This is a genomic window from Streptomyces sp. NPDC051051 (genome assembly GCF_040682975.1).
GTDB lineage: Bacteria > Actinomycetota > Actinomycetes > Streptomycetales > Streptomycetaceae > Streptomyces.
Window position 1 is genome coordinate 40,631 of the sequence record NZ_JBFBCB010000005.1, and the last position, 15,253, is coordinate 55,883.

At 73.4% G+C, this 15,253-nt stretch carries 11 protein-coding genes; 8 read left to right on the forward strand and 3 right to left on the reverse strand.

Translation table 11 applies throughout. The annotated features are described in order from the left end of the window. The first annotated feature begins 221 nt into the window (after nucleotides 1-221). The 6 genes from scy to AB0N31_RS05600 all read left to right on the forward strand — a co-directional run bounded on the left by scy (nucleotide 222) and on the right by AB0N31_RS05600 (nucleotide 9,383). Nucleotides 222-4,136: a polarized growth protein Scy gene (gene scy / locus AB0N31_RS05575; protein WP_366057065.1), complete on the forward strand. Its 3,915-nt coding sequence runs from the start codon at nucleotides 222-224 to the stop codon at nucleotides 4,134-4,136. A gap of 183 nt (nucleotides 4,137-4,319) precedes the next feature. Continuing rightward, nucleotides 4,320-5,255 carry a cellulose-binding protein gene (locus tag AB0N31_RS05580; protein ID WP_366057066.1) on the forward strand — a complete coding sequence of 312 codons (936 nt, stop codon included), beginning with the start codon at nucleotides 4,320-4,322 and terminating at the stop codon, nucleotides 5,253-5,255. Nucleotides 5,256-5,372: 117 nt separating this feature from the next. Beyond that, the gene (locus AB0N31_RS05585; protein WP_366057067.1) at nucleotides 5,373-6,326 is read left to right on the forward strand and encodes an ABC transporter ATP-binding protein; all 954 of its coding nucleotides are present in this window, start codon (nucleotides 5,373-5,375) and stop codon (nucleotides 6,324-6,326) included. A gap of 1 nt (nucleotide 6,327) precedes the next feature. After that, nucleotides 6,328-7,098 (forward strand): ABC transporter permease, encoded by a 771-nt coding sequence (locus tag AB0N31_RS05590; protein WP_366057068.1) that lies wholly within the window; start codon nucleotides 6,328-6,330, stop codon nucleotides 7,096-7,098. Between the two features lie 111 nt (nucleotides 7,099-7,209). Beyond that, a complete protein-coding gene (locus AB0N31_RS05595) occupies nucleotides 7,210-8,517 on the forward strand; it encodes an ABC transporter ATP-binding protein (protein ID WP_366057069.1) in 1,308 nt (435 codons plus the stop codon). Continuing rightward, a complete protein-coding gene (locus AB0N31_RS05600) occupies nucleotides 8,514-9,383 on the forward strand; it encodes an ABC transporter permease (protein WP_366057070.1) in 870 nt (289 codons plus the stop codon). The genes AB0N31_RS05595 and AB0N31_RS05600 overlap by 4 nt, the downstream gene beginning before the upstream one ends. Before the next feature lie 25 nt (nucleotides 9,384-9,408). On the opposite strand, the gene AB0N31_RS05605 is transcribed toward AB0N31_RS05600, so the two are convergent. After that, on the reverse strand, nucleotides 9,409-9,741 hold the full coding sequence (locus tag AB0N31_RS05605) for an ATP/GTP-binding protein (protein WP_366057071.1): 333 nt from the start codon (nucleotides 9,739-9,741) through the stop codon (nucleotides 9,409-9,411). Between the two features lie 221 nt (nucleotides 9,742-9,962). On the opposite strand from AB0N31_RS05605, the gene AB0N31_RS05610 reads away from it, so the two are divergent. Then, entirely contained in the window at nucleotides 9,963-10,991 is a 1,029-nt protein-coding gene (locus tag AB0N31_RS05610) for an LLM class flavin-dependent oxidoreductase (RefSeq protein WP_366057072.1), read from the forward strand. 71 nt (nucleotides 10,992-11,062) lie between these two features. Here the strand turns inward: AB0N31_RS05610 and AB0N31_RS05615 are convergent, their stop codons facing one another. Further along, nucleotides 11,063-11,455 (reverse strand): SCO5389 family protein, encoded by a 393-nt coding sequence (locus AB0N31_RS05615; protein WP_366057073.1) that lies wholly within the window; start codon nucleotides 11,453-11,455, stop codon nucleotides 11,063-11,065. A 308-nt stretch (nucleotides 11,456-11,763) separates the two neighbouring features. On the opposite strand from AB0N31_RS05615, the gene nucS reads away from it, so the two are divergent. After that, nucleotides 11,764-12,435 carry an endonuclease NucS gene (gene nucS, locus AB0N31_RS05620; RefSeq protein ID WP_363090937.1) on the forward strand — a complete coding sequence of 224 codons (672 nt, stop codon included), beginning with the start codon at nucleotides 11,764-11,766 and terminating at the stop codon, nucleotides 12,433-12,435. Between the two features lie 64 nt (nucleotides 12,436-12,499). Here nucS and AB0N31_RS05625 read toward each other — a convergent pair whose 3' ends face one another. Next, a complete protein-coding gene (locus AB0N31_RS05625) occupies nucleotides 12,500-15,016 on the reverse strand; it encodes an ATP-binding protein (protein WP_366057074.1) in 2,517 nt (838 codons plus the stop codon). Nucleotides 15,017-15,253 lie beyond the last annotated feature (237 nt).

Here is a 15,253-nt window from a genome sequence, read left to right on the forward strand (position 1 = left end):
GCCGGTAGGGTTGGGGTCGGTCGCCGCTCCAGCCAGGGCGACCGGTGTCCTGCCGTCATGTCGGCAGGACCCGTCCGGGGTCCGGGTTTCGGGGGACGAGCGTCGGGGCGGCAGCCCGTGCTCCGCCGTTGATCTGACACCATTCCCCGGGGGCCCCGTCCGGCGGATGGACGGAGCTCGTACGGAGAAGCTTGCGACCAGGGGACGGATGGGACCGCGCAGTGCGGGGCTACGAGAGCCAGGAGCGGGATCCGGCGGCTGACGTCGACCACCTCACTCGGTTCGAAGCCGAGATGAAGCGGCTGAAGACCGAACGGGAAAAGGCGATCCAGCACGCCGAGGACCTCGGCTACCAGGTCGAGGTGCTGCGCGCCAAGTTGCACGAGGCGCGGCGCACCATCATGTCCCGGCCCTCCTTCGACGGCGGGGACCTCGGCTACCAGGCCGAACAGTTGCTGCGCAACGCGCAGATGCAGGCCGACCAGCTGCGCGCGGACGCCGAGCGGGAGCTGAGCCAGGCCCGCTCGCAGACCCAGCGCATCCTCCAGGAGCACGCCGAACAGGCGGCCCGGCTCCAGGCGGAGCTGCACCAGGAGGCGGTCACCCGGCGCCAGCAGCTCGACCAGGAGCTGGCCGAGCGCCGGCAGACCGTCGAGTCGCACGTCAACGAGAACGTGGCGTGGGCCGAGCAGCTGCGGGCCCGTACCGAGGCTCAGGCCCGCCGTCTCCTGGAGGAGTCGCGCGCCGAGGCCGAGCAGGCCATGGCGGCCGCGCGCGCCGAGGCCGAGCGGGTCACCGCGGAGGCCCGTCAGCGGCTCCAGAGCGAGGCCGAGTCGGCCCGCGCCGAGGCCGAGCAGCTGTTGCGCCGCGCCCGCACGGACGCCGAGCGCCTGCTGAACGCCGCCTCCACCCAGGCCCAGGAGGCCACCGAGCACGCCGAGGCGCTGCGCAGCTCCACGGTCACCGAGTCCGACGCGGCCCGCCGCCGGGCGACCGAGCTGAGCCGGACCGCCGAGCAGCGCATGGCCGAGGCGGAGGAGGCGCTGCGCAAGGCGCAGTCCGAGGCCGAGAAGGTCGTCGCGGAGGCCAGGGCCGCCGCCGAGAAGGCCCTCGCCGGCGCCGAGTCGGCCAACGAGCAGCGCACCCGTACGGCCAAGGAGCAGGTCGCCCGGCTGGTCGGCGAGGCCACCAAGGAGGCCGAGGCCACCAGGGCGGACGCCGAGCAGCTCGTCGCCGACGCCCGCGCCGAGGCCGAGAAGCTCCTCGCCGAGGCCGCCGAGAAGGCCCGGACGCTCACCGCCGAGGAGAGCGCCACCCAGCTGTCGAAGGCGGCCAAGACCGCCGAGGACGTCCTCAACAAGGCGCAGGAGGACGCGCAGCGCACCACGAAGGCCGCCGCCGAGGAGGCCGAGCGGATCCGCCGGGAGGCGGAGACCGAGGCCGACCGGCTGCGCGCCGAGGCGCACGACATCGCCGAGGAGCTCAAGGGCGCGGCGAAGGACGACACCAAGGAGTACCGGGCCAGGACGGTCGAGCTCCAGGAGGAGGCCCGCCGACTGCGCGGCGAGGCCGAGCAGTTGCGCGCCGACGCGGTCGCCGAGGGCGAGAAGATCCGCGCGGAGGCCCGCAAGGAGGCCGTCCAGCAGATCGAGGAGGCGGCCAAGACCGCCGAGGAACTGCTGGCGAAGGCCCGTCAGGACGCCGACGAACTGCGCCAGAAGGCCACCGCGGACAGCGAGAAGGTCCGCACGGAGGCCATCGAGCGGGCCACCACGCTGCGCCGGCAGGCCGAGGACACCCTGGAGCGCACCCGCAAGGAGGCCGAACGGCACCGCGCCGAGGCCGCCGAGCAGGCCGAGGCCATCACGGCCGACGCCGAGCGGGCCGCGCTCGCCCTGCGCGAGGAGGCCGAGCGCGCCGTCGAGGCGCGGCAGGCGGAGGCCACCGAGGAACTGACCCGGCTGCACACCGAGGCGGAGACCCGGCTCGCCGCCGCCGAGGAGGCGCTCGGCGACGCACGCGAGGCCGCCGCGCGGATCCGCCGCGAGGCCGCCGAGGAGACCGAACGGCTGCGCGGCGAGGCCGCCGAGCGGATCCGTACGCTCCAGCAGCAGGCCGAGACCGAGGCCGAGCGGCTGCGCACCGAGGCCGCCGCGGACGCGTCCGTCTCGCGGGCCGAGGGCGAGTCCGTCGCCGTCCGGCTGCGGTCGGAGGCCGCCGCGGAGGCGGAGCGGCTGCGGACCGAGGCGCAGGAGACCGCCGACCGGATGCGCGCGGAGGCGCAGGCCGCCGCCGAGCGGCTGGCCACCGAGGCGTCCGAGACGCTGGTCGCCGCCCAGGAGGAGGCCGCCCGGCGCCGCCGCGAGGCCGAGGACTACCTCGGCGCCGCCCGCCAGGAGGCCGACCAGGAGCGGGAGCGGGCCCGCGAGCAGAGCGAGGAACTGCTGGCGTCGGCGCGCAAGCGCGTGGAGGACGCCCAGGCCGAGGCCGTACGGCTGGTGGAGGAGGCCGACCGGCGGGCCACCGAGACGGTGTCGGCGGCCGAGCAGCACGCGCAGCAGGTACGGGACTCCGTGGCCGGGCTGCACGAGCAGGCGCAGGACGAGATCGCCGGGCTGCGGTCCGCCGCCGAGCACGTGGCGGACCGCACCCGCCGGGAGGCCGAGGAGGAGGCGGACCGGGTCCGCGCCGACGCCTACTCCGAGCGGGAGCGGGCCGCGGAGGACGCGAGCCGGTTGCGGCGCGAGGCGAGCGAGGAGACGGAGGCCGCCCGCGCGCTGGCCGAGCGGACCGTCGGCGACGCCGTGGCGGAGGCCGAACGGCTGCGTTCGGAGGCGTCCGCGCACGCCCAGCGGGTACGCACGGAGGCCTCGGACACCATCGCGCAGGCCGAGCAGGACGCGTCGCGCACCCGGGCGGACGCCCGTGACGACGCCAACCGCATCCGGTCGGACGCGGCGACGCAGGCCGACACCCTCATCACGGAGGCCCGTTCCGAGGCGGAGCGGCTCCAGACGGAGACCGTCGCCGAGGCCGAGCGGCTCCAGTCGGAGACGGCCGCGGAGGCCGAGCGGGTCCGTACCGAGGCGGCCGCGGAGGCCGAGCGGCTGCGCACCGAGTCGGTGGCGAAGGCGGAGAAGCTCATCGGGGACGCCGCCGGCGACGCGGAGCGGCTGCGCGCCGAGGCCGCCGAGACGGTGGGTTCCGCGCGGCAGCACGCCGAGCGGGTGCGTGCCGAGGCCGAACGGGTCAAGCAGGAGGCGGCGGCGGAGGCCGACCGCATGCTGAGCGTGGCCCGCGACGAGGCGGACTCGACGCTCGACGAGGCCCGCAAGGAGGCCAACAAGCGGCGTTCCGAGGCCGCCGAGCAGGTCGACACGCTCATCACGGAGACCGCCGCCGAGGCGGACAAGCTGCTCACCGAGGCGCAGCAGCAGGCGCTGAAGACCACCGCGGAGGCGGAGGCGCAGGCGGACACGATGGTCGGCGCGGCCCGTTCCGAGGCCGAGCGGCTCGTCTCCGAGGCGACGGTCGAGGGCAACTCGCGGGTGGAGAAGGCCCGGACGGACGCGGACGAGCTGCTCGTCGGCGCCCGCCGGGACGCGACCGCCATAAGGGAACGGGCGGAGGAGCTGCGCGACCGCATCACCTCCGAGATCGAGGAGCTGCACGAGCGGGCCCGCCGCGAGGCCGCCGAGACGATGCGCTCGACCGGCGACCGCTGCGACGCGCTCATCAAGGCGGCCGAGGAGCAGCTCGGCAAGGCTCAGGCGAAGGCCAAGGAGCTGGTGTCGGAGGCGAACTCGGAGGCCGGCAAGGTCCGGATCGCCGCCGTGAAGAAGGCCGAGGGCCTGCTCAAGGAGGCCGAGCAGAAGAAGGCCACGCTGATCCGCGAGGCCGAGGAGCTGAAGGCCGAGGCGATCCGCGAGGCCCGGCGCACGGTCGAGGAGGGCAAGCGCGAGCTGGAGGTCCTGGTGCGGCGGCGCGAGGACATCAACGCCGAGATCTCGCGCGTCCAGGACGTGCTGGAGGCTCTGGAGTCCTTCGAGGCCCCGCCGGGGAACAAGGACGGCGGTGTCAAGGCGGGTGCGACGGTGGGTGCTCCCCGGTCGGGTGGCAAGTCCTCGGATCGCTAGCCGAGCGGGGGCGTTGCGTTGAAGTCTGGGGCATTTGCCCCGGTCTTCCGCAAGCCGTCTGACGCTTAGCCACCCAAAAGGGGTCTCATTCTCCGTATCAAACGCGCATCCGCTCGATGACACACCGCTTCGGCCCCTAGGATTCCCCCTATCACCTCACCGGTCTCATTCGACAGGAACCCCATGAGCGACACTTCCCCCTACGGCTTCGAGCTTGTGCGGCGTGGGTACGACCGCGCTCAGGTGGACGAACGCATCTCGAAGCTCGTCTCCGACCGTGACAGCGCTCTGGCCCGTATCACTGCTCTGGAAAAGCGCATCGAGGAGCTCCACCTCGAGACGCAGAACGCCCAGGCCCAGGTGAGCGACGCCGAGCCGTCGTACGCCGGTCTCGGCGCGCGTGTCGAGAAGATCCTCCGCCTCGCCGAGGAGGAGGCCAAGGATCTGCGCGAGGAGGCCCGTCGCGCGGCCGAGCAGCACCGTGAGCTGGCCGAGTCGGCGGCCCAGCAGGTCCGCAACGACGCGGAGTCGTTCGCCGCGGAGCGCAAGGCCAAGGCCGAGGACGAGGGCGTCCGGGTCATCGAGAAGGCCAAGAGCGACGCCCAGCAGCTGCGTTCCGAGGCCCAGAAGGACGCGCAGTCCAAGCGCGAGGAGGCCGACGCCCTCTTCGAGGAGACCCGCGCCAAGGCCGCGCAGGCCGCCGCCGACTTCGAGACGAACCTCGCCAAGCGCCGCGAGCAGTCCGAGCGCGACCTGGCGTCGCGTCAGCAGAAGGCGGAGAAGCGCCTCGCGGAGATCGAGCACCGCGCGGAGCAGCTGCGTCTGGAGGCGGAGAAGCTGCGCACGGACGCCGAGCGCCGGGCCCGTCAGACCGTCGAGACGGCGCAGCGCCAGGCCGAGGACATCGTGGCCGACGCGAACGCCAAGGCGGACCGGATCCGTTCGGAATCGGAGCGCGAGCTGGCGGCTCTCACCAACCGCCGCGACTCGATCAACGCCCAGCTGACGAACGTGCGCGAGATGCTCGCCACCCTCACGGGCGCCGCGGTGGCCGCGGCAAGCTCCCCGGCCGAGGACGAGCCGATCTCCCGCGGTGTGCCGGCGCAGCAGACCCGGTAGTCGCCGAAGGTGATCAGGGGCGGTGGGGCCTGTTCCCACCGCCTCTTTCACGTCGGCTTCGGCCGCCGTTCGCCCGCCGGGTTGGCACCGGCCCCGCACCGGCCCTAGCGTGGCCGCATGATCGAGCTCGAGGGCCTGACCAAGCGGTACGGCGAGAAGGTGGCGGTCAACAACCTGACCTTCACCGTCAGACCGGGCATCGTCACGGGCTTCCTCGGTCCGAACGGCGCCGGGAAGTCCACCACCATGCGGATGATGCTCGGCCTCGACCGGCCGACCGCCGGGGACGTCCGCATCGACGGACAGCGTTACGACCGGCTCAGGGACCCGCTGAAGTACATCGGCGCCCTGCTCGACGCCAAGGCCATGCACGGCGGGCGCAGCGCCTTCAACCACCTGCTGTGCATGGCGCAGAGCAACGGCATCCCCACCGGCCGGGTGCACGAGGTGCTGGAGACCGTCGGTCTGACGTCGGTGGCGAAGAAGAAGGCCAAGGGGTTCTCGCTGGGCATGGGGCAGCGGCTGGGCATCGCGGGCGCGCTGCTCGGCGATCCGCGGATCCTGATGTTCGACGAGCCGGTCAACGGTCTCGACCCCGAGGGCATCCACTGGATCCGCAACCTGATGAAGTCGCTCGCCGCGCAGGGCCGGACGGTGTTCGTGTCCTCCCATCTGATGAGCGAGATGGCGCTGACCGCCGACCACCTGGTCGTCATCGGCCAGGGCCGGCTGCTCGCCGACACCTCGATGGCCGACTTCATCGCCCAGAACTCACGGTCGTACGTCCGCATCCGCACCCCGCAGCGGGAGCGGCTGCTGGATGTGCTGCACGGGGCCGGGGTCACCGTCGTGGAGACCGGCGGTGAGGTGCTGGAGGTGGACGGGGACAAGTCGGAGCGGATCGGTGAGCTGGCCGCGCAGCACCAGATCGTGCTGCACGAGCTGAGCCCCCAGCGGGCCTCCCTGGAGGAGGCGTTCATGCAGCTGACCGCGGAGTCGGTCGAGTACCACGCACACAGCGGCGACCCCGTGCAGCGGCAGCCGTGGGGCGACGGACGGAGGAAGGACTGAGATGGCGGCGACCCAGGTCATCCGTTCGGAGTGGACGAAGATCCGTTCCGTGGCGTCCACCGTCTGGACGCTGTCCCTCGCCGTGGTGGTCACCATCGCCCTCGGCATGCTGATCTCGGCGCTGTCGAGGAACGAGTTCGACGACATGAGCCGGGGCGACCGGCTCTCCTTCGACCCGACGTTCATCAGCTTCGCCGGGATGAGCCTCGGCCAGCTCGCGATGATCGTGTTCGGGGTGCTCGTGGTGTCCAACGAGTACAGCACGGGCATGATCCGCACCTCGCTGGCGGCGGTGCCGCAGCGGGGCACCTTCCTGTTCAGCAAGATCGCGGTGGCGACCGGGCTCGCGCTCGTGGTGGGGATGGCGACCAGCTTCGCCGCGTTCTTCCTCGGGCAGGCCATGCTCGGCGAGCACAGGGCGTCGATCGGCGACAGCGGCGTGCTGCGGGCGGTGATCGGCGGCGGTCTCTACATGACGCTGATCGCGGTGTTCTCGATGGGCGTGGCCGTGATGCTGCGCTCGCCGATGCTGTCGCTGGGCATCCTGATGCCGTTCTTCTTCCTGATCTCCAACATCCTGGGCAACGTCGACGCGACGAAGAAGATCGGCCAGTACCTGCCCGACCAGGCCGGCAGCAGGATCATGCAGGTGGTCACCCCGCTCGACGACGACACCCCGTACGGTCCCTGGGGCGGACTGGCGATCATGGCGGCCTGGGTGGCGGCGGCGCTCGCGGGCGGGTACCTGCTGCTGAGGAAACGCGATGCGTGAAGCTTTGGGCTTTGCTTTGAGGTGAGCGGAACCGTCAGCGCCTCGATATCCTCCTAAGCCTTACGGGGGGCGCGTGCCCCGCTGTCCTGAACCTGTCGATGGGTGCGGAGCATGATCGAAGCAGTCGGCCTGACCAAGCGCTACGGCGACAAGACCGCTGTGTACAACCTTTCCTTCCAGGTACGGCCCGGCGCCGTCACCGGCTTCCTCGGGCCCAACGGCTCGGGCAAGTCGACGACGATGCGCATGATCCTCGGCCTGGACAACCCGACCGCGGGCTCGGTGACGATCGGCGGCTACCCCTACCGCAAGCTGCCGAACGCCCCCCGCCAGGTAGGCGCCCTGCTGGACGCCAAGGCCGTGCACGGCGGCCGGCACGCCCGCAACCACCTGCTGAGCCTCGCCCAGCTCTCCGGCATCCCGGCCCGGCGCGTGGACGAGGTGCTCGGGGTGGTCGGGCTCCAGGACGTGGCGCGCAAGCGCTCCAAGGGCTTCTCCCTCGGCATGGGCCAGCGGCTCGGCATCGCCGCCGCGCTCCTCGGCGACCCCCAGGTGCTGCTGTTCGACGAGCCGGTCAACGGCCTCGACCCCGAGGGCATCCTCTGGGTGCGCAACCTGATGAGGTCGCTCGCGGCGGAGGGCCGTACGGTCTTCGTCTCCTCGCACCTGATGAGCGAGATGGCCCTGACCGCCGACCACCTGATCGTCATCGGGCGCGGGCAGCTCCTCGCCGACATGAGCGTGACCGACTTCATCTCGGCCAACTCCGCGGACTTCGCGCGCGTGCGCACCCCGCACACCGAGCCGCAGCAGCGCGAGAAGCTCGCCGGCGCGCTCACCGAGGCGGGCGGCCACGTCCTGCCCGAGCAGGACGGCGCGCTGCGCGTGACCGGCCTGCCGCTCCCCCGCATCAGCGACATCGCCCACGACGCGGACGTACGCCTGTGGGAGCTGTCGCCGCACCAGGCCTCGCTGGAGGAGGCCTACATGCGGATGACGCAGGGGGCCGTCGACTACCGGTCGACCACCGACCAGAAGGCCGGACTCCAGCAGCCGCTGCCGCCGGGCGTCCAGCCCCCGATGCCGGTGCCCGGCCAGGGCCAGCCCGGCTGGTACGCCCCGCCGCACCCGCAGCAGGGTTACGCGCCCCCGCAGCCCCCGCCGGGCGCCGCTCCGGGCCCGTACGGCGCCGGGGCGCCCGGCGTGCCCAACCCGTACGCCCAGCCGGTCGCGCCGGCGGCCCCCGCACCGGCACCCGCGCCCGCTGCGCAGCCGCCGGCCGCGCAGCCGACCGCCGCCCCCGCACAGCCGGCCGCCGCACCGGCGCCTGCGGCCCCGGCCGCCGCTCCGCAGGCGTCGGAGCAGCCCGCCGTCGCGCCGCAGGCATCCGCCCCGACCACGACCGAGGACGCCCGATGAGCACGCCCCAGACCCCGGCCCCGCAGGCCGCGCCCGCCTGGCAGGCGGCGCCCGGCCCCTCGTACCCCGGCTACACCTCGCCGATCCCCGTCGTGCGCACGCACCTCGGGCACGCCGTCGCCTCGGAGTGGACGAAGATCCGGTCGGTGCGCTCCACGATGTGGACGCTGGGCGTGTTCGTCCTGCTGGTCGTCGGCATCGGGCTGCTCACCGCGGCGATCGTCTCCGCGAGCGCGTCCGAGGGCGACGTGAGCGGCGAGAACCCGCTGTCGTTCGGCTTCTTCGGGCTGCTCCTGGGCAGCATGTGCATCATCACGCTCGGCGTGCTGACCACCGCCTCGGAGTACGGCACCGGCATGATCCGGACCACGATGGTGGCCTGCCCGTCCCGCGGCCGCGTGCTCGCCGCGAAGGCCCTCGTGTTCTTCCTGGTCGCCTTCGTGGTGACGCTGGTGTCGTCCCTTCTCGTCGCGCTGGTGGACGTGGCGTTGCTGACGGACGCCAGGGACCCCTCCACCGGCGAATGGCTGAAGGGCACCGTCGGCGTGTCCCTCTACATCGCGCTGCTCGGCCTGCTCTCGCTGGCGATGGGCTCGCTCATCCGGCACTCGGCGGGCGCCATCACCATCATGATCGGCCTCGTCCTGGCGCCGCTGGTGATCGCGCTGTTCATGTTCTCGTCCTCGCTGGAGGACCTGCGCCAGGCCCTGTTCGAGTACTCGATCCCGAACCAGCTCAGCGTGTTCTACTCCACCTCGCTGACCGACACCGGACCGTCCGGCTGGGACCCGCTGTGGATCGCGCTCGGCGTGACGGCGGCGGCCCTCGGCGGCGCCTTCGCCCTGCTCCAGAAGCGCGACGTCTGATCCGGCCCGATCCGGACGGAAGGTCCTAGAACCTCGGCGCGTTACGGGACCGCCGCACCCCGGGGGTGCGGCGGTCCCGTGCGTTCCAGCATGCCTTGTGCCAGTGCCGGCGCTCGTCGACCCCCGAGTGCTCGGGCCACGCGACGACGTGCGGCATGCCGCCGGGGATCAGCTGGTCGCAGCCGGGACAGCGGTACGTCTTGCCCTGCGCGCTCGTGCCCGCGACGTGCCGCACGCTCCACTCCTCGCCGGCCCAGCTGACGCCGGACTGCCAGCCGCCGTACCGGCTCGCGCGGTCGTCCTCGGCGCTCCGGCCGGACGAGTCGTCACCCTTGGGGCGGTTGCGACGCGGGGACAAGGGACACCTCACGGGGCTGTACAGGGTGCAGGGTTGCCGACCAGCCTACGCGGAGCCGTACCGGGTACCCGGGCGGACCGGTGCCGCCGGGCCCGCCGCCGGACGGCGCATTCTCCGGACAATCCGCAAATCTCCTCGCCGGACCGTGACCTCGGCACGTGTCGGGCGGTTATGCCGGGCGGGGGAGCTCCGTGTCGGAGCCGAGGAAGCAGGAAAGTCCCATGCGTGTTGGAAGTTTCGTGTTGGCGGCCCAGTTCCCGGGGCAGGGCCAGGGGGAGGCGTTGCACCGCGCCGTCCGCTCCGCGGAGGTCGCCGAGGAGTCGGGGCTGGACTCGGTCTGGCTGGCCGAGCACCACTTCGTGCCGTACGGCACGTGCCCGTCCGCGGTCACCCTGGCGGCCCTGCTGCTCGGCCGCACCCGGCGCCTGCGGGTGGGCACGGCGGTGAGCGTGCTGCCCACCGTGCACCCCGTCGCCCTGGGCGAGCAGGCCGCGCTGCTCCATCTGACGAGCGGCGGCCGCTTCTCGCTGGGCGTGGGGCGTGGCGGCCCCTGGGTCGACCTGGAGGTGTTCGGCTCGGGCCTGGAGGCGTACGAGTCGGGGTTCCCGGAATCGCTGGACCTGCTGGTGCGCTGGCTGCGCGAACCGTCCGTGGGGGCGGACGGCGAGCGTTTCCGCTTCCGTGAGGTCCCCGTCGTACCGCGGCCCTCGGAGGCCCTGACGGACGTGGCGGGCCCGGAGGTGGTCGTCGCCTGCACCTCCCCGGCGAGTGTGCGGCTGGCCGCCGAGCGGGGCCTGCCGATGCTGCTCGGCATGCACGTCGGGGACGAGGAGAAGGCGGAGATGGTCGCCCTGTGGCGGCAGCACGCGCGCACGGCCGGCCGGCCGGCCGCGGAGATCCGGGGCGCCGGCCACGTCTCGGCGGGCGTCTGCCAGATCGCGGACCGCCGCGCCGACGCCGTGGAGACGCTGGTGAAGGCGATGCCGGGCTGGCTGAAGCAGGGCCTCGACGCCCATGTGACGGTGGACGGCCGGGCCCGCGGCATGCGGGACCCGGTGGCGTACACCGAACTCCTCTGCGGGCTGCACCCGGTGGGCACCCCGCGGCTGTGCGCCGACCGCCTCGCGGCGACCAGCGAGCGAACCGGCATCTCGCGCTTCGCCCTGCTCGTCGAGGGCTCCGGCGACCTCGCGGCCACGGAGGAGAACGTACGGCGGCTGGGCTCGGAGGTCCTCCCCCACCTCCGGTGAGCGGCCCCGCCGCCGGGAAGCTTGCCGCTCCGTGCTGAGTCCTCCCCGGTCGGGAGCGGCAAGCGAGAGCTTCAGCAGTCCCGGAATTCCGGGGACTGGTTGAGGACCTGGCTGCGGACCGACGTGAAGCGGGACAGCGACTCGTCGACCGACGTGTCCAACGGGAACACCGCCACCCGGTGGCAGTTCTGGAAGGCCAGCCGGACACCGAAGTGCCGCTGCAGGGCGCCGCGTATCGCGTCACTCGCCAGCGCTCGCAGCAACTGCCCGCGTGCCTGCTCGTCCGGCGGGGGCGTCTGGTTGTCGGCGAACTGGCCGCCGTCCACCTTCAGCTGGGCCACCAGGGAACTGATCATCTCCCATGCGTAGGGCAGGGAGGTCCGGACGCAGTCGACGAATTCTGCTTCGTCGACCTCGCCTCGCTCGGCCTGTTCGAGTAGGGCCGGTGAGACGTCGAGCGACATGGATACTCCTCTCGCACCCCCGAGGCGCAGGGGTTGCCGGACAGATAGAGGGAGTTCGCCGCGCACGGCCACCGAGCACGCTGCGTACACACACCGCGACCTCCCGTTCCTACGGTAGGCAACGGACCGTGACCGCACCAGGAGAACGGGCACATAGGGGGCCGCGGTGGGGCGCAGTATCGGCCACTGTCGAACGTGTGTTTTCCAGGTGAAATCGTGCGGCGCCCGGGACCGTCGTGAGGGGTGGGGGAGGGGAGACAGGTGGGCGAATCGCGTGGCGTGCGGGGTGTCGAGTAGCGTTGCCGACCATGCGCCTCGTCATCGCCCGGTGCTCCGTGGACTACGCGGGCCGGCTCACCGCCCACCTCCCCTCCGCCCCCCGTCTGATCCTGGTGAAGGCGGACGGCAGCGTCTCGATCCACGCGGACGACCGGGCCTACAAGCCCCTCAACTGGATGTCGCCGCCCTGCACGCTGAAGGAGGGCACGGACGCGGAGGACGGCGTCTGGACCGTCGTCAACAAAGCGGGCGAGAAGCTCATCATCACGATGGAGGAGGTCCTGCACGACTCCTCGCACGAACTCGGCGTCGATCCCGGCCTGATCAAGGACGGCGTGGAAGCACACCTCCAGGAACTCCTCGCCGACCGCATCGAGATCCTCGGCGAGGGCTACACGCTGATCCGCCGCGAGTACATGACGGCCATCGGCCCGGTCGACATCCTCTGCCGCGACGCCGAGGGCCGGACCGTCGCGGTCGAGATCAAGCGGCGCGGCGAGATCGACGGCGTCGAGCAACTCACGCGCTATCTGGAGCTGTTGAACCGCGATCCCCATCTGGCTCCGGTGCGGGGCGTCTTCGCCGCGCAGGAGATCAAGCCGCAGGCCCGGGTGCTGGCCACGGACCGCGGCATCGGCTGCCAGGTCCTCGACTACGACGCCATGCGCGGCATCGAGGACGACAAGCTCCGGCTGTTCTGAGGCGGCCGCACGACGAGGGGGGCAGGTCCTTGCGGGACCCGCCCCCCTCGCTTGTGTCGCGGGGTCAGATCAGGGGGTCCGAGGGGCTCGACCCGGCGGGGGTGCCGGACGAGCCGGCGGGGGTGCCGGATGCGGAACCACTGGCCGACGTCGACGTCGACGGGTCGGTGCTGGCCGAGGGGGACGGGTCAGCGGTCTCGGTCGGCGGCGTCGAGGGCGGAGTCGTCGCAGGAGTGGAGGGGGGCGTCGAGGGGGAGGTCGGCGGCGGGGTGGACGAAGGCCTGGAGGTCGAACTCGTCGACGAGGACGGCTTCGGCGAGCCGGAGGGTTCGCCGCCGCCCTGCGAGCTGCTCGCCGACGGCGACGGCTCCGCCGTTCCCGTCGGCGTCGGGTCGTCCGACGTCCCCATCGTCCCGTCCGGTCCCGGGTCCGTGGGCGCACCGGCGGCCTCCCCGGTGTCACCGGCGCCCGTGTCGGCGGCCGGGAGGTCGTCGTCGAGGTCGTCGTCGCCGACGCTCGTGCCGGCGGTGGGGTTGACGCGCCCGGTGTCGGAGGGAGCGTTCGGGTCGGCGCCGGAGGTGGCGCCGAGGGTCACCACCGTGCCGAGGACGGCGACGAGCAGGGCGCCCGCTCCGGCCGCGACGAGGTTGCGCTTGGCCAGGCCCCGCAGGCCGCCCCGGCCGCGGTGGGCCGCGGGCGCGGCGGCGGGCCGGCCGGTGACGACGGTGGGCCCGATGGGCGGTGCCGACGGGAGGGCCGCGGTGATGCCGCGGGGCGGGGACACCGGCTCCTCGCGGCGGGCGTCGGGCGTCTCCTCGCCCGGCGTGAGCACGACCAGGCCGGGTACGTCGCCCGAGCGGTCGGCGACCAGGGCGAGGGCACGGCGGCCGGCCGTGGTGCCCCGCTTGTCGGCGAGGGAGCCGCGCAGCCCGATGGAGGCCTCCAGCTCGGAGCGGGCCCGGTCGAGCTGTCCGGTGCAGAGGGCGAGGACGCCCAGTTCGTGGTGGAAGTAGGCCCGGTCGGCGGACTCCCCCGCGAGGCGGGCCGCTTCGGCACCCTCGTGCAGGGCCTGCTCCCAGGCGCCCCAGTGAAGTCCGGCGGCGAAGGCGGGCGCCGCGGTGCGGGCCAGCTCGACCGCGGTGGCCCGTTCGCCCTCGGCGGACCGCTCGCCCTCGGCGGACCGCTCGGTCGCCGGGACGGTCGCGGCCAGGGCAGCGAGCACGGCGTCGGCCTCCGCGCACACCCGCGCCGGGGTGACCGAGGGATGTCCGGCCCACCAGGCGTAGTGCCGGGCGGCGGTGTGGGCGCGGGCGGTGACGTCGTCGGCGTATCCGGCGGCCTCCAGCTGGGCCTGCACGCCGGCCGCGAGACGGTAGCGGGCGCCGACCGGGGTGACGAGCCCGCAGGCGGTCAGTTCCCCGAGGGCGGCGTCGGCGTGGGTGTCGCCGACCAGGGCGGGCAGATGGGCCTGGTGCGGGACCTCGCCGCCGAGGGCGACGGCGAAGCGCAGGGCGGTGCGGGCGGAGGCGCTGAGCCGGGCGGCGAGCAGGGGAGCGGGCGCGGCGGCCTCGCCCAGGGAGGGCAGGGGTATCTCCTCGGCCTCGCCGGGCGGGGTGTCGGCGGGGGCGGTGAACGGCCGGGCGTCCTCGAAGACGCCGAACTCGTCGACCGCGGCGGTGTCGGCCCGCAGCCGGTCGCGCTGCCGCAGCAGGGCGCCGGCCTGGACGAACCGCAGCGGCAGGCCCTCGGACTCGAACCAGAGGTCGCCGGCCCAGTTGGCCTCCTCCTCGGTCAGGACGCGGCCGACGGCCCGTTCGATCACCTCGACGCCGCCCGCGCGGTCGAGGCCGCTCAGGGCGACCTCCGCGACGGCCGAGCCGGCGGTGGGCGGTGGCGTGTCGGGGGTGGTGCCGAACAGGAAGGCGCACTCGGGGGTGGCCTCCAGCAGCCCGTCGAGGTCGGCGCCGCCGAACTCCAGGTCGTCGACCACGACGACCGCGCCGATCTCGCCCACGAGGGCGCGGAGTTCCTCGTCGTCGAGGCGGCGCAGCGGGGCGTCGTAGACGGTGTGGAAGAGGTCGTGGAGGAGGTCGGCGGTGGTGCGGCGGTAACCGGTGAGGCGGACCACGCCGTCGGGCGCGAGGTCCTCGCAGTCCTCGGCGACGAGGTCGAGCAGGCTGGTGCGGCCGGAGCCGGCGGGGCCGGTGAGACGCACCGAACGGCCGCGGGCCAGCAGCCGGACGAGCTGTTCTCGCTCCTCCTGGCGGCCGAGGAGGGGATGTTCGGGCTGGGCGGGTCCGGCGGGAGCGGGCGGCCGGGCCGCCTCGTCGACCTCGGCGCGCTCCTCGAGGGTGCGCTTGACAGGGCGTCCGGGCCGCCCGGTGGGCGGGGAGAGTTCGATCTCGCTGCCGTCGACCGGGTTGACGGTGAGCAGGTGCTCGCCGGCGACGAGTCGCACGGTGCGGGCGAGAGCCGGCGCGTGCTGTCCGAAGTCGGGGGTGAGGGGGTCCTTGGAGGGGCGCGGGCGCGGCGCGTGGCCGTCGCGGCCGTACTCCTCGGATCCGCGGTGCGTCGGGTCCATAGGTAAAGCCCCCCAAAAGCGTGGTGTGGAGACAGCCCCTCCCGGCCTCGCTGCACACTGCGCTGTCGCTTCTGGTCCGGTGCCCGCTCGAGGGCTGCGGGCGCGGGCAGACGAACCGTAAACCTTCGCACAGTATCCACGACAGCCCGGGGTGCCGCGCCGTCCGAGACGTCACGGTCCGGTGAGGATTGCGCGCGTCGTACATGTGAGGTTTGCGCGCCTCGGGTGCCCGCCGGG

Bases quoted from the DNA above. Each gene is read 5' to 3' on its own strand.
- AB0N31_RS05615 (WP_366057073.1), bottom strand. From the start codon at position 11,455: ATGTCGCTCGACGTCTCACCGGCCCTACTCGAACAGGCCGAGCGAGGC.
- AB0N31_RS05580 (WP_366057066.1), top strand. From the start codon at position 4,320: ATGAGCGACACTTCCCCCTACGGCTTCGAGCTTGTGCGGCGTGGGTAC.
- AB0N31_RS05585 (WP_366057067.1), top strand. From the start codon at position 5,373: ATGATCGAGCTCGAGGGCCTGACCAAGCGGTACGGCGAGAAGGTGGCG.
- AB0N31_RS05590 (WP_366057068.1), top strand. From the start codon at position 6,328: ATGGCGGCGACCCAGGTCATCCGTTCGGAGTGGACGAAGATCCGTTCC.
- AB0N31_RS05610 (WP_366057072.1), top strand. From the start codon at position 9,963: ATGCGTGTTGGAAGTTTCGTGTTGGCGGCCCAGTTCCCGGGGCAGGGC.
- AB0N31_RS05595 (WP_366057069.1), top strand. From the start codon at position 7,210: ATGATCGAAGCAGTCGGCCTGACCAAGCGCTACGGCGACAAGACCGCT.
- AB0N31_RS05625 (WP_366057074.1), bottom strand. From the start codon at position 15,016: ATGGACCCGACGCACCGCGGATCCGAGGAGTACGGCCGCGACGGCCAC.
- nucS (WP_363090937.1), top strand. From the start codon at position 11,764: ATGCGCCTCGTCATCGCCCGGTGCTCCGTGGACTACGCGGGCCGGCTC.
- AB0N31_RS05600 (WP_366057070.1), top strand. From the start codon at position 8,514: ATGAGCACGCCCCAGACCCCGGCCCCGCAGGCCGCGCCCGCCTGGCAG.